This is a genomic window from Arcobacter acticola, assembly GCF_013177675.1.
Taxonomy (GTDB): domain Bacteria; phylum Campylobacterota; class Campylobacteria; order Campylobacterales; family Arcobacteraceae; genus Aliarcobacter; species Aliarcobacter acticola.
Window position 1 is genome coordinate 307896 of record NZ_CP042652.1, and the last position, 13450, is coordinate 321345.

12 protein-coding genes are annotated in these 13450 nt (G+C 26.2%); 3 read left to right on the forward strand and 9 right to left on the reverse strand.

Features of this window, described 5'->3' with window-relative positions:
* Position 1: 1 nt before the first annotated feature.
* The 5 genes from AACT_RS01630 to AACT_RS01650 all read right to left on the reverse strand — a co-directional run bounded on the left by AACT_RS01630 (position 2) and on the right by AACT_RS01650 (position 8159).
* Positions 2-1087: a cobalamin B12-binding domain-containing protein gene (locus tag AACT_RS01630; protein WP_172124345.1), complete on the reverse strand. Its 1086-nt coding sequence runs from the start codon at positions 1085-1087 to the stop codon at positions 2-4.
* Positions 1077-3473 carry a putative bifunctional diguanylate cyclase/phosphodiesterase gene (locus AACT_RS01635; RefSeq protein WP_172124347.1) on the reverse strand — a complete coding sequence of 799 codons (2397 nt, stop codon included), beginning with the start codon at positions 3471-3473 and terminating at the stop codon, positions 1077-1079. Before AACT_RS01635 ends, AACT_RS01630 begins: the two co-directional genes overlap by 11 nt.
* A 1-nt stretch (position 3474) precedes the next feature.
* The gene (locus AACT_RS01640; RefSeq protein ID WP_172124349.1) at positions 3475-6702 is read right to left on the reverse strand and encodes a chemotaxis protein CheB; all 3228 of its coding nucleotides are present in this window, start codon (positions 6700-6702) and stop codon (positions 3475-3477) included.
* Positions 6703-6794: 92 nt separating this feature from the next.
* The gene (locus AACT_RS01645) at positions 6795-6965 is read right to left on the reverse strand and encodes a hypothetical protein (protein WP_172124351.1); all 171 of its coding nucleotides are present in this window, start codon (positions 6963-6965) and stop codon (positions 6795-6797) included.
* A 12-nt stretch (positions 6966-6977) separates the two neighbouring features.
* Positions 6978-8159: an IS4 family transposase gene (locus AACT_RS01650; protein ID WP_172124353.1), complete on the reverse strand. Its 1182-nt coding sequence runs from the start codon at positions 8157-8159 to the stop codon at positions 6978-6980.
* Between the two features lie 213 nt (positions 8160-8372).
* Here AACT_RS01650 and AACT_RS01655 point away from each other — a divergent pair, with 213 nt between their 5' ends.
* Together AACT_RS01655 and AACT_RS01660 are read left to right on the forward strand one after the other, a co-directional pair.
* Complete coding sequence (locus AACT_RS01655; protein ID WP_172124355.1) at positions 8373-9863, forward strand: SulP family inorganic anion transporter; 1491 nt, start codon at positions 8373-8375, stop codon at positions 9861-9863.
* 1 nt (position 9864) lies between these two features.
* Positions 9865-10704 (forward strand): universal stress protein, encoded by an 840-nt coding sequence (locus AACT_RS01660; protein ID WP_172124357.1) that lies wholly within the window; start codon positions 9865-9867, stop codon positions 10702-10704.
* A 17-nt stretch (positions 10705-10721) separates the two neighbouring features.
* Here AACT_RS01660 and AACT_RS01665 read toward each other — a convergent pair whose 3' ends face one another.
* Positions 10722-11342 (reverse strand): methyltransferase domain-containing protein, encoded by a 621-nt coding sequence (locus tag AACT_RS01665; RefSeq protein ID WP_228720514.1) that lies wholly within the window; start codon positions 11340-11342, stop codon positions 10722-10724.
* Positions 11343-11430: 88 nt separating this feature from the next.
* Here AACT_RS01665 and AACT_RS01670 point away from each other — a divergent pair, with 88 nt between their 5' ends.
* Positions 11431-11835, forward strand: coding sequence for a DUF350 domain-containing protein (locus AACT_RS01670; RefSeq protein ID WP_172124361.1), 405 nt, complete (start codon positions 11431-11433; stop codon positions 11833-11835).
* Between the two features lie 14 nt (positions 11836-11849).
* Here the strand turns inward: AACT_RS01670 and AACT_RS01675 are convergent, their stop codons facing one another.
* From AACT_RS01675 to AACT_RS01685, 3 genes are read right to left on the reverse strand one after another with little or no spacing between them, the layout of a single operon-like run.
* A complete protein-coding gene (locus tag AACT_RS01675; protein WP_172124363.1) occupies positions 11850-12080 on the reverse strand; it encodes a thioredoxin family protein in 231 nt (76 codons plus the stop codon).
* A gap of 8 nt (positions 12081-12088) precedes the next feature.
* Positions 12089-12415: a YnfA family protein gene (locus AACT_RS01680; RefSeq protein ID WP_216658211.1), complete on the reverse strand. Its 327-nt coding sequence runs from the start codon at positions 12413-12415 to the stop codon at positions 12089-12091.
* Positions 12416-12419: 4 nt separating this feature from the next.
* Positions 12420-13385 carry a permease gene (locus AACT_RS01685; protein ID WP_172124365.1) on the reverse strand — a complete coding sequence of 322 codons (966 nt, stop codon included), beginning with the start codon at positions 13383-13385 and terminating at the stop codon, positions 12420-12422.
* Positions 13386-13450 lie beyond the last annotated feature (65 nt).

Here is a 13450-nt window from a genome sequence, read left to right on the forward strand (position 1 = left end):
TCTATTTTAAAGTTTGTAAAAACTCTTTTAAGTCCTCTAAATTTTTACTGCAAAAATCTGCTTCTTTTATGGGAATAATTTTATTATTCACAAATAATCCTTGCCCACCAACAACAATTTTTCCAGAAAAAAGATTATAGTCACTTTTTAACTCTTTTACTATTTGTTGTAGTGTTGCAACATTTGAAGATAGAGTAACACTTAAAACAACTAAATTTGGTTTTAAATCATAAATTGAGTTTATTAACTCTTTATTTGATATTTTTGAACCTAAATTTTTTACGTTGAATTCATTACTTTCTAAGAATTTTCCTACAATTTTTATACCTAAATTATGAGATTCATCTCCAACTGTTGAAATAATAGCTTTTTGTTTATTACTATCTTCAAAGAAATTATCTTTTATATAATAATTAACTACCTCGTCAATTAATGAACTAGCCAAATGCTCTTTTGCAACACTTAATTCATTTAATTGCCATAATAGACCTACTTTATACATCAAAGGATCTATTAATTCTTGAATAAAAAGAAAAATATTATCATCAAAAACATTTAGATTTTTCTGAACTAAATCATAAAATTTACTTTTTTTACCATTTAATAAACAAAATAAAAGCTCATCAAATAACTCTTGATATTTTTTGTTTACTACTATTTTTTTTGTATTTTGGACATTTAATTTAAATTTTTCATGGTTCAAAATCAAATAATCATAGATAATATTTATTTCACTTGAATGGGAAATATAAAGACTATTTGATATAACTTCTTTCCAAAGTTCATACTCTTTTAAAAAACAATCTGTATCTACACCTCTACTTTTGTAAACACTATATTTCCATATAAAAAAATCTTTTAGCAAATCATAATTCTTTGTCAAAATTGAACTATAAACAATATCATAATGATATTTCAAAGATTCATATAACTCATCACTTCCAATAATTAAAATATACTCTTTTATTAGCTCATCGTCTAATGTATTCATAGAATTAAAAACTTCAAATATTATCTCAAAACTTCTTTGTTTGAAATATTCTAAAGAAATAGGTGTTACATCATATTTTAATTCACTAATTTTCATTTTTATCCTTGATTACAAAATCAATAAACTTGTTCAAATTCATTGGTTTATTGTAAAAATACCCTTGTGCTAAGTTGCAATTTAAAGCTTCAAGTAATTTTTCATGCTCTTTTGTTTCAACACCTTCTGCTTGAACTTTTAAATTAAATATATTTGCAAGATTTATAATAGCTTGAACAATTGCTTTATCATTATTATCTTCTAAAAAATCTCTTATAAATGATTGATCTATCTTTAGTTTATTTACTTTAAAATTTTTTAAATAACTAAGAGATGAATACCCTGTTCCAAAATCATCCAATGCAATATTAAAACCTTTTTCATGTAAGATTTCTATCTTTTTTTGAGATATTTCTGAATTTTTCATAATATTTGTTTCAAGCATTTCAAGTTCTATTTGTTTAGAATCTATTGAAAAATCGTTACAATACCCCTGAATATCTTCAACAAAAGTATATTTAAAAAAGTGTTCAGGAGAAATATTTATAGAGACTTTAAACTTTTGCTGTTTTAATTTTGAATTTAATATTTGAATATCATTTAAAACTTTTTTAAAAACCAACTCACCAAATTCAACACTCATTCCGCCATTTTCTATAAAATCAATAAAATGAATAGGAGTTAAAACTCCTCTTTTTTTATGATTCCATCTAACAAGTGCTTCAGCTCCAACTATCTTTTTTGTTTGAACATCCACAACAGCTTGATAATACATCTCAAACTCATCTTTCGCAATAGCTATTTTTAACTCATTTTGAACTGTAACTTTTAAAGAAATTTTATCAGTCATATCTTGATTATATAACCTATAACCATTTCTTCCATTTTCTTTTACTTCATACATAGCAGCATCTGAGTGTTTTATTAAATCTTCACTATCTTTTCCATGGTCTGGAAAAATTGAAATCCCAATTGACAAACTCATAAAAAACACTTTATCTGTTAATACAATTGGTTCTTTTATATTTTCATTTATTTTAGCCCCAAGATTAAGCATATCTTCATTGGTTTTCACATCTTTAATAATTAAAACAAATTCATCACCACCAAGTCTAGCAATAAAATCTTCTTTTCTAATACTTTGTTCTAATCTTTTAGCAACAGTTTTTAACATTTCATCTCCAACTGTATGACCATAAGTATCATTTATATCTTTGAATTTATCTAAATCAATAAAAAATAAAGCAATCTTAGTATTTCTTCTTTTACACGATTCAATAGTACTTTTTAAGTGTGATTCAAACTGAACTCTATTTGCTAATTTTGTTAAAACATCGTGATTCGCATAAAAATGAAGTTTTCTATCTGCTTCTTTTAAAGAAGTAATATCTGTAAAAATTGATATATAAAACTCTTCATTATATTTTGGATTTACTACTTTTGCTATACTTAACCACTCAGGATATATTTCGCCATTTTTTCTTTTATTCCAAATTTCACCTTGCCAAGCTGAGTTATTTTTTAAACTCTCCCACATACTTTCATAAAACTGATTATCATGAATTCCAGAGTTTAAAATAGAAGGTCTTTTCCCTATTACTTCATCTTTTCTATAACCAGTAATTCTTGAAAAAGATTTATTTGTAGATACTATTTTACCTCTTGAATCAGTAATAATTATCCCTTCATTGCTATTTTCAAAAAATATTGCTGATTGTTCTAGTTGTAACTCTTTTTGTTTTTGAGCAGTTATATCAATACAGTTATGAATTATAAACTCATTTGAAATAATATAGAAAGTTGATTCAAACCAATGATTATTCTCTTCTCTTTGATTTATAAAACTATTTGTTATTTGAAGTTTTTCTTTTATATTTTTAAAACCAATATTACATTGACTTATCTTATCAAAAGTTAGTTTATCTATATGATTTAAAATTAAATTATTAGATTCCAAATAATTACTATTTGCATAAAATAAAACTCCATTCATATCATAAACCGCTATTTTTGCAGGATGTAAATCAACAACTTTTGCCAAAATATTATTCTTTTTTTCAAGAATATTTCTTTTTTCTAGCTTTTCACTCTCATTTTTTATAAAATTCTTTAATTTTTGAACATCTATAGGTTTTGATAAAACTAAATTAAAAAAGAGTGTATCATCTAAAGTTAAAGAAAAATAGTTTAAATCATAAGGAGTAACTAGAATTATTTTACTATTTTTAGTATTCTTTTTTGTAAGTTCGTTCAAACTTGAAATATATTTTTTTCCACTTAAATCAATCAAAACTATATTAAACTGATTAAAATCAATAGTTTCAATAAAATCATAATCTTCTATTAATAAATTTTTAACATCACTAAAATAGTCTTTAAAAAGTAGCTCATAAAGTTTAAATACACTTTGTTGTTCTGATACTATCAAAAACTTTGGCTTTGGCATATTAACTCTTTATTTCAATTTTTGTTATTTGACTATCAAATAATTCCTCTAATATTTTACTATTATAATGTTCTATAAAAATATTGATATTATTTTTATTGTACTTTTTTTGTTTTATATTTAATATTAGTTTTTTGTCAATTAATGTTAATTGTATATTTTTTGCTTCTGTTGATATGATGGCTTCAATAAATCTTATTATAAATAAAACAGCCTCTTTTGAATTTACCATAAGAGTTATATCTTCAGAAACTAATATTTCTAATTTTATATCTTCTTGTTCAAAAGAATAAGCAAAAAGATTAATACTTTTTTTCAATAACTTAACAAAATCAAGTTTTCTATGAATATACATATCATTATAATAAACTAAATTTCCATTTATAAATGTATTCATATCTAATAGAAGATTATTTAATTGAGAGCCTAATTCTTTATTTATTTTCACATCTTCATTATTTGAAATGTTTAATCCTAAAAGAGATGCTTCTGAAATCATATTTTTAAGATTTGTTGAGATATCAAGCATAGCAATTTGAAGAAGATTAAATTGGTCTATTGAAGAGTTTAAAATACCTGAAACTCTGATTTTTTCAAAGGATTGTTCTATTTTTTCTCCAATAGAATTATTTTGTTTATATTTATTTATCTCCTCTTGCATCAACTGTTTTTGAGTAATATCTTCTATACTAAATACAATTCCAACAAATTCACCTTTTATATCAAAAATAGGTGAACCACTCATAGAGACTAATATTCTATATTTTTCACCTGTTTCCATAGAATATTTCATATTTCTAACAGTCTCATAACTCTTTTTTATCATATTTACTATCATATTTTCACTATATAATTTTTCACCATTTATATCTAAAATATTCCAGCTAGTCCCATCTATGTATCTATTTAATATCTCTTTTTTTGTAAGTTTAAAAAGATTCTGAGCATTTGTATTTGCAAAGTTTATTTTTCCTGTTGTATCAGTCATAATTATTGCAATTGGTGTAGTGTTTATAATAGCTTCTGTTAACTCTTTTTGTTTTCTCAAATCTTCTGTTTGAAATTTTAATTTTGAAGTCATATCTTCAAGTTGTTTAGTTCTATACTCTTTATCATCATATAAAACTTTTAGTTCACTATAAGCTGTTTGAAGTTCTTCATTTGTGCTTTGTAGCTCTTCATTTGTTGTTTCAAGCTCCTCATTTGAACTTTGAAGTTCCTCATTTGATGAACTTAATTCTTCATTTAAGCTTTGCATCTCTTCATAAGATGTTTCAAGTTCTTCTATTACATTTTGCAGATGTGATTTTGTTCTTTCAAGCTCATTTGTTAAACTTGCTATTGTTTCATTATCATTTTCATTTTGAGTGATATATCCTTTTAAGTTTTGAATATCCTCACTTTGAAAATATAAAGCATAAAACCAATCATCATTTTTTTCATTTTTAATTGGAACTATTATAACTCTTACATATTTTAAATAAGTATCAAAAAGTGTAACTGACCTAAACTGAGTAGCTCTATATTTTTTATCTTTTTGAACTTCATTTAAAACACTTCTTACATCTAAAGTAATCTCTTCTTTTAGACATTTAAAAATATTTGTAGTTGCTCTTCCTTGTGAAAGACTAATAAAAGGGTTTTCACCTTTTATATAAACAATATCATTTGAACTATTTATTAAAACACATTGGTTTAAAATAAATTTTGAAGTAGCTTCAACTATTTTTTCTTCTAAAAGTTCTTCTTCATTTTTGAAAGATATTATTTTTGGTTCTTCATAGTTTTTATTTACACTACTATAATTATAAAGCTTAGGTAACTCTTTTAAACCTGTATATTGTGATTTGAAAATTTTCAGATTTTTATTTATAGTTACAAATAAATCATGATATTCTGAAATACTTTCAGATTTTCCTAAAAGTAAAATTCCATTATCTTTTAATGCATAATGAACAATTGGGAAAAATCTACTTTGTAGTGTATTATTAAAATAGATAAGCATATTTCGACAAGAGATTAAATCAGCTCTTAAAAATGGAGAATCACTAATAATATTGTGTTTAGAAAATACAACCAATTCTCTAATACTTTTTTTAATTTCAAATTGATTTTTATGGATATTAAAATATTTACTAATAAGATTTTTATTTACATTTGTTAAACTTGTTTCTGCATAAATTCCAGCTCTAGCTATTTTTAATGATTCATCATCAATATCTGTTGCAAAAATTTTAATCTTATATTTAGTGATTTTTTCTTGTAGAACTTCACTTAAAATTATGGCTAAAGTATAAGCTTCTTCACCTGTTGAGCAACCAATTGACCAGAATCTTATCTCTTCTCCTTGCTCTTTTTTTTCTAATAAAATTGCAATTTGCTCTTTTATCTCTTCAAAAACTTCAGCATCTCTAAAAAATTCTGTAACACCAATTAAAATATCATTATAAAGATTTGTTACTTCATCAATATTCATTTTTAAATAATCAACATAATCATTTAAAGTCTCTATTTTTAAAGCTGCTAATCTTCTTTCAATTCTTCTTGTTAGAGTATTTTTTTTGTATTGAGAAAAATCAACTCCCTTTTCTTCGAAAATTATTCTATAAATTTGAGAAATAATTGTACTATTTATACTATCGCCAACATTTTTGCCAAGATTATCAACAATCCTTGCTATCTCATTTGAAATATTTTCAATGGGAACAACCATATCAACTTTTCCTGTATTTATGGCAGATATTGGCATTCCGTCATATTTAGCACTTTGAGGAGATTGAGCAATTGTTATTCCACCTGATGCTTTTATAGCTCTAATACCAAAAGCTCCATCACTTCCCGTTCCACTTAAAATAACACCTATTGATTTAGAACCATAAGTTTGAGCTAAAGAGTTGAAAAAATAGTTAACTGAAGGTTTTGGTCCATAAGTGTGTTCAATAGATTTTAAATAAATTCTTCCATTTGAAACAAAGATATCTGTATTTTCAGGAGTCATATAAATAGTTTTTGCTTTAATTACCATTCCATTTTGTACTTCAATAACGGGGATATTTGTAATTCTGCTTAATAATTCAACCATCATAGACCTATGAGTAGGACTTAAATGTTGAGCAATTATATAGGAACAATTAAGATTGTCTGAGAGTTTCGATAACATAACTTGTAAAGCTTCAAGCCCGCCTGCACTTGAGCCAATTCCAACAACAACTAAATCTTTTGAGGGCATACCTTACACTCCAATACAATGTATTTCAAATATTATAATTAATTATAATATCATAAAAGTTTATAAAATCAATATAAAATAATCTAAATAACTCAACTTTCGCACATAAAACCTAACTGTTTTTGAGTATAAGCACTTATCACTGCGATGATGTTGAGTAAATCTTTATTATCCTTGACAACGTTTTGAATTTCAGAGATTTTTGTAAGTATTTGAATAAAAAGTTGCATTGAAATTGCCAGTGTTTCAAGTTCACACTCCAAATCTCTAAAAAGTTATCTTAGTGTTTGTGGCTCATGCTTTATGCGATTGATATAGCTTACAATATTGTAGGTAAACATTGAAAGAGTGATTTTTCCAATAAGTGCTTCATAGATACGATTTTCTTCTTTTCCTAAGCCAAACAAGAGTCTTAGATCTTTATAACCTTGCTCAATATTCCATCTCTTTTTATAAGTTTCTAAAATCTCTTTACCTGAAATACTTATATCTGTTGATATAAAAACTAATAAATCTTTTCCAGTGTGTAAAAATACTAATTTAACTTTACCAAGGGTACCAAGTTCTAAAACTGAATCGAAATATTTATAAGATATCTTTCCATGTTTACCGCTATATTTGTGACGAATATTTTTTAAACTATCATATATTGCATTTAGAGTTTTATATTTACCTTTGAAGTTCCAAATGAGCTTATTATTTGGAAGTCTTGCAATTACAGGCATTCCTAAAGTATTTGCTTCTTTTATAAAATTTGGTTTAGCGTACCAGCTATCAACAAGTAGATAATCAGCATCAATTCCATTATCTAATGCTCTTTCTAACATCTCAAGAGCTAGAGTATTCTTACCTTTAATAATTTCACGCTTACGTTGATATGCGTTACTTCTATGATGCAATTTTGCTGTGAAATCTGATGTAGATTTTCTTTTACTATCATTCATCTTTATAGAAAAATCTAATTGAAATGTTGAGTGTGAATCTGCATAATTTAGAGACACGATATTTAGTGCATTAATACTTCTATGCTCTTTATTACTCCAGATATATTTACAAGTACCTTCAATAAATTTACCTCTTTTTGGTTCTACTGTATCATCGATAATTAGTAAGCGATACTCACCATTTTTATGCAATGGCTTTATCTTTTTTAAAAGTTCTGTAGCACTTAACAATAAAAGTTTACGCCAGTTATAACGTTTCTCTTTGATAAATCTATAATATACATCTTTACCATAAGCCTTATCACTATTTTTTATAAAAGTTGATTGTCTTTTTTGCATAACAAGCATATAAAGAAAGTGTAAAATTATTTGAAATGGTGGATATCCAACTTCTCTCTTAACAAAATTACTTTGTTTCAGTATTTTTGTGATTTTTATTTCTGATAACACTTCGTAAATTGGATTTTTTAATATGCTCTTCATAGCAGTTTCTATATAATTTGCAAGTTCCATAAGATAGACCTTTATAATGATGTTAGTGGTAACTTAATTATACTAAAAAGTGCCTACTTATGGGCTTTATTTATCAACTTTAGTTCATGAATTTAGTGGAATCTATGTGCGAAAGTTGAGTAAATTATCCTTATAAAAATCTAAGTTTTTTTAGATATAATCGAAACTCTTTCAAATTAAATAATCAAAAATTTTATAAAAATAAGGATTTTTATGTATCAAACCATAAAAAAAGAATGGTTTTCCAATATTCGTGGAGACATTTTATCAGGTTTAGTGGTAGCGCTTGCTCTTATACCTGAAGCAATCGCATTTTCAATTATTGCAGGAGTTGATCCTAAAGTTGGTCTTTATGCATCATTTTGTATAGCTGTTGTTATTGCCTTTGTGGGAGGTCGACCTGGAATGATAAGTGCAGCAACTGGAGCTATGGCTTTGGTTATGGTTACACTTGTAAAAGATTATGGACTTCAGTATTTACTAGCAGCTACCCTTTTAACAGGAGTTATTCAAATAATTTTTGCATATATAGGAGTTGCAAAACTTATGAGTTTTGTAGCAAGGGCTGTTGTAGTAGGATTTGTTAATGCCTTAGCAATTTTGATTTTTATGGCACAATTGCCTGAACTTACAAATGTTACATGGCATGTATATGCTCTTACTATTGTGGGTCTTGGAATCATATATCTATTTCCTTATGTTCCAAAGATTGGGAAGATTCTTCCATCTCCACTTGTAACTATTGTTGTTTTAACAATCTTTGTATATTTTACAGGAGTTGATGTAAGAAATGTTGGTGATATGGGAGCTTTACCTGATACTTTACCAATATTTTTATTGCCTGATATTCCTTTTAATTTTGAAACATTACAAATAATATTTCCATACTCAATTGCTTTAGCAGTTGTTGGTTTATTAGAATCTTTTATGACAACAACTATTGTTGATGAATTAACAGATACAAAAGGTGATAAAACAAAAGAAGCTAGAGGTCAAGGTATTGCAAATATTGCTTCAGGATTTCTAGGAGGAATGGCTGGTTGTGCAATGATTGGACAATCAATCATCAATGTAAAATCAGGAGGAAGGGGACGCCTTTCTACTTTCATTGCTGGATTCTTTCTTTTAATAATGGTTGTATTTTTAAGTGATATTATCTCTATTATTCCAATGGCTGCGTTGGTTGCTGTTATGATTATGGTTTCAATTGGAACATTTGATTGGGGTTCAATAAAAAGATTAAAAACACTTCCTCTTTCAACTAATATTGTAATGCTTTCAACGGTAATAGTTACAGTTTATACTCATAATTTAGCTCTTGGAGTAATAACAGGAGTTTTATTTGCTTCACTGTTTTTTGCAAATAAAATTTCACACTTTATGTATTGTAATATTTCATATAATGAAGATAAAACTTCTAAAACTTATCAATTTGTTGGACAAGTATTTTTTAATAGTGCAGATAAGTTTTATGAAACAATTAATTTTAAAGAAGTTTTAGATAAAGTTATTATCGATATTAGTCGTGCACACTTTTGGGATATTTCAGCTGTTTATGCCCTGGATAAAGCTGTTATTAAATTAAGACGAGAAGGTGCCGATGTGGAAGTTATAGGTCAAAGTGAAGCTAGTAAAACTATTATTGATAGATTTGGAATTCATGATAAACCAGAAGAGATTGAAAAAGTAATGGGAGGACATTAAAATGAGTTGTGTATTATGTTGTGTCGATGGGAAAAATTATTCACAAAGTGCTTGTGATTATGCAGTTATGATTTCAAATAATATGAAGCTTCCATTAAAAATTTTAAATGTTATTGAACACTCTTCAAAATCTGATATTTTAGATTTATCAGGTAATATCAAACTTGGTGAAAAAGATGATATTTTAGAAAAATTAACAAATGAAGAATCAATTAAAAGTAAGCAAACAATAAAAGAAGGAAAAGATCTTTTACTTGCATTAAAAGAAAAAGCTTTGATTACAGCCGAACAAGATGTTATTCTTATGCAAGCACATGGAGATATTCTTGATAATATTTTAGAATTACAAGATGAAATATTTATTTTAATAATTGGAATTAAAAGCCATGATAAAAATAAAATAGGTGAAAATGTAAAAGATATAATAAGAGAATTAAATAAACCAATATTACTTGTAAATAGTGAGTTTATAACTCCTAAAAAAATTCTAATTGCTTATAATGGTTCAGAAGAATCTAAAAAGATTTTAACAACTGCTGTAAGAAACCCTATTTTTAAGGATGTGACTAGAGATATCGTAAATATAAATGACGATAAATTATTTTCAGAAAAAATTCTAGATGAAGCAAAAAAAATATATGCAAAAAGTGAAATTGATATAAAAACATCAGTTTTAAGCGGTGATGCTAAAACTGAAATATTAACTTATATGTATGAAAATGATTGCGATATCTTGGCAATGGGAGCATTTGGACATTCAAGAATAAAAGAGTTTATTTTTGGAAGTTTTACAAGTGAAATAATTGCACAATCAAAAAAACCTATTTTGTTTTATAGATAAAGAAGAGTCAATCTTTTTTATCTAGATAATCTAATAAAATTCTTTTCAATCTTCATATCTTTAAAAGCAAACTCTTTTTTTATCCACTCAAAGGTTTCTTCTTGAAAGATAAAAACATGGGTTAAATCATTTTTATACCACCACTTAGAAAAATCGATATTAGAGTTATAAACTCCAGTCATTAAATATAAAACTCCCTCTTCTTTTAGAAGTTTTTTAAGTAATTCAAACTCTTTTTTTGGATTATAAAAATGTTCAATTACTTCACAACAAGCTATATAATCATATTTTTCCTCTAAAAGTTTTTTATCATCAAAAAAATATGGGTCATATTCAAATATTTGATACTCCTTTTGTCTTAGAACTTTTACAATAGGAGAGTCTTTCCCACAACCAAAATCAAGTCCTAAATCATCTTTTTTATACTCTTTTAAAACACTTGATGTGATTGGTAAAACAAAGTTTTGATAACCTAAATCATCCGAATCATTAGTATGACTTTCATATCGTTGTTTCTCTTTTTCATTATCAAGAAGTTTTTCAGCAGGCCTAAATATTCCTTTACACTTTGAACATTCATAAAATTCTTCTTTGTAAAAAGCTTTTGAATTACTATTACAAAGTGGACAAATTGGCATTAATATACTCCTATATTTTATAAAATATTTTATCATAATAATTCATATAGCAAGTTTTAGATAAAATGCAAGAAAAAAAAGGATTGAAATGGAAATTGAATTATTTATTGGCTTTATTAGCTTCTTCTTAACTGCACTTGCACTTGTAATTGTATTTCTTTATTTATACGCAATTGTTACACCTTATGACGATTATAAATTGATTTTTGAGGAAAATAACACTGCTGCTGCATTAGGTTTTGGTGGAGCTATTATTGGTGTTGCTATTCCTATGTATAGTGCTTTAACTAACTCTATATCATATATTGATTTTGCTATTTGGGGAGGAGTTGCGATTATTATTCAACTAATTTTTGCATTTATTGTAACTAGACTAAATGGTAAATATTCTTTTAAAACAAAGATATCTGAGGGTGTAATTCCTGTTGGAATTTTAATGGCATTTTTATCAATTTGTATTGGACTTTTAAATGCTGGATCAATGAGTTATTAAAACTCATTGATTTGCTATTTTAGTAACTCTATAATTTCATTTGAAGTTAATGTTTTTCCACTACTTTTTACTTTTCCATCAACTACCAGTGCTGGTGTACTCATAACACCATAATTCATAATTTCAACTATATCTTCTACTTTTTTAACTTCATGAAAACCACCAATTTGTGCAATTGCTTTTTTTGCGTTTTCTTCTAAAGTTTTACATTTTGAACATCCTGTTCCTAAAATCTCTATTTTCATTTTTTCTCCTATTTTTGATTTCCAATTAAAATAATGCTTGCACCTAAAATACAAACTGCTGAACCTATTATATCCCATTTATTAAAGCTTTGTTTTTCTACGAAATATAACCAAAACAGTGAGGAAACTATATAAATTCCACCATAAATTGCATATGCACGACCTGCAAATTCTAAATTAACTTTTGTTAATAAATATGCAAAAATTGCCAGTGATATTATTCCAACAAAAAGCCATAAACTATTATGTTGGAGTTTAAAAAACATCCAAAAACTATAACAACCTAATATTTCAAAAAAAGCTGCTGCTATATATATGAAGATTTCAAATATCAATTTATTATCCTAAAATCATATTAAATAAATATCCAGTTAGAAGTATAGCAAATCCAACAATACCAAAGAATATTCCTATTAATTTCACACTTAAAACTCTTTTTAAAATCATAGCTTCAGGTAAACTCAATGCAACAACTGCCATCATAAAAGAAAGTGCCGTTCCAAGTAACATACCTTTTTGTGTTAAAACTTCCACAAGGGGTAAAATTCCAGCTGCATTTGAATACATAGGTATTCCCATAATAACCGCAACTATAGGAGCATACCAAACCGAACCACCTGCATATGAGCTAATAAAATCTGTTGGAACATATCCATGAATAAAAGCTCCAATACCAACACCAATTATCACATATAAATAGATTTTTTTGAATATATCACTTGTATATTCCCACGATTCTTTTAGTCTTTGATTAAATGAAATTTTGTTCTCTTCATTGGGGCCACAACAATTATTTATTGCTTTAACTTCAATTAAAACTTCTTTTTCAAGATTCATAGAACCTATTACTAATCCTGCAATTATAGCAATCAAAAGTCCTAGACAAACATATAATAATGCTATTTTCCAACCAAAAAGTGAAAACAGCATAGCAATAACAACAGCATCACTAAGAGGTGCTGAGATCAAATATGAAAATGTAACTCCAAGTGGAATTCTAGCTTGTAAAAATCCTAAAAATAAAGGTATCGCACTACATGAACAAAAAGGAGTTATTACCCCAAAAATTGCTGCTAGAAAATGTCCTACAATTTTATTCTTACCACTTATATAATCCCTTGCTTTTTCTATTGGGAAATAACTTCTTAATAGTGTAACCAAATAAATAATAGTAATTAAAAGTATAAATATTTTTATTGTATCAAATATAAAAAACTCTAAGGCATCACCTAAGTGTGTTCCTTTTTCAAATCCTAAAATATTAAATACAAATATTGCGCTTAAATTTACAAGCCAATCAAACATCTTGACCTCCTTAAATTAAATTAATAAAAGTATAACAGAATTAAAACAAAATATCAAGATATGTT

Coding starts and splice junctions, on each gene's coding strand:
- AACT_RS01630 (WP_172124345.1), bottom strand. CDS start 1,087: ATGAAAATTAGTGAATTAAAATATGATGTAACACCTATTTCTTTAGAA.
- AACT_RS01635 (WP_172124347.1), bottom strand. CDS start 3,473: ATGCCAAAGCCAAAGTTTTTGATAGTATCAGAACAACAAAGTGTATTT.
- AACT_RS01640 (WP_172124349.1), bottom strand. CDS start 6,702: ATGCCCTCAAAAGATTTAGTTGTTGTTGGAATTGGCTCAAGTGCAGGC.
- AACT_RS01650 (WP_172124353.1), bottom strand. CDS start 8,159: ATGGAACTTGCAAATTATATAGAAACTGCTATGAAGAGCATATTAAAA.
- AACT_RS01655 (WP_172124355.1), top strand. CDS start 8,373: ATGTATCAAACCATAAAAAAAGAATGGTTTTCCAATATTCGTGGAGAC.
- AACT_RS01660 (WP_172124357.1), top strand. CDS start 9,865: ATGAGTTGTGTATTATGTTGTGTCGATGGGAAAAATTATTCACAAAGT.
- AACT_RS01665 (WP_228720514.1), bottom strand. CDS start 11,342: ATGCCAATTTGTCCACTTTGTAATAGTAATTCAAAAGCTTTTTACAAA.
- AACT_RS01670 (WP_172124361.1), top strand. CDS start 11,431: ATGGAAATTGAATTATTTATTGGCTTTATTAGCTTCTTCTTAACTGCA.
- AACT_RS01675 (WP_172124363.1), bottom strand. CDS start 12,080: ATGAAAATAGAGATTTTAGGAACAGGATGTTCAAAATGTAAAACTTTA.
- AACT_RS01685 (WP_172124365.1), bottom strand. CDS start 13,385: ATGTTTGATTGGCTTGTAAATTTAAGCGCAATATTTGTATTTAATATT.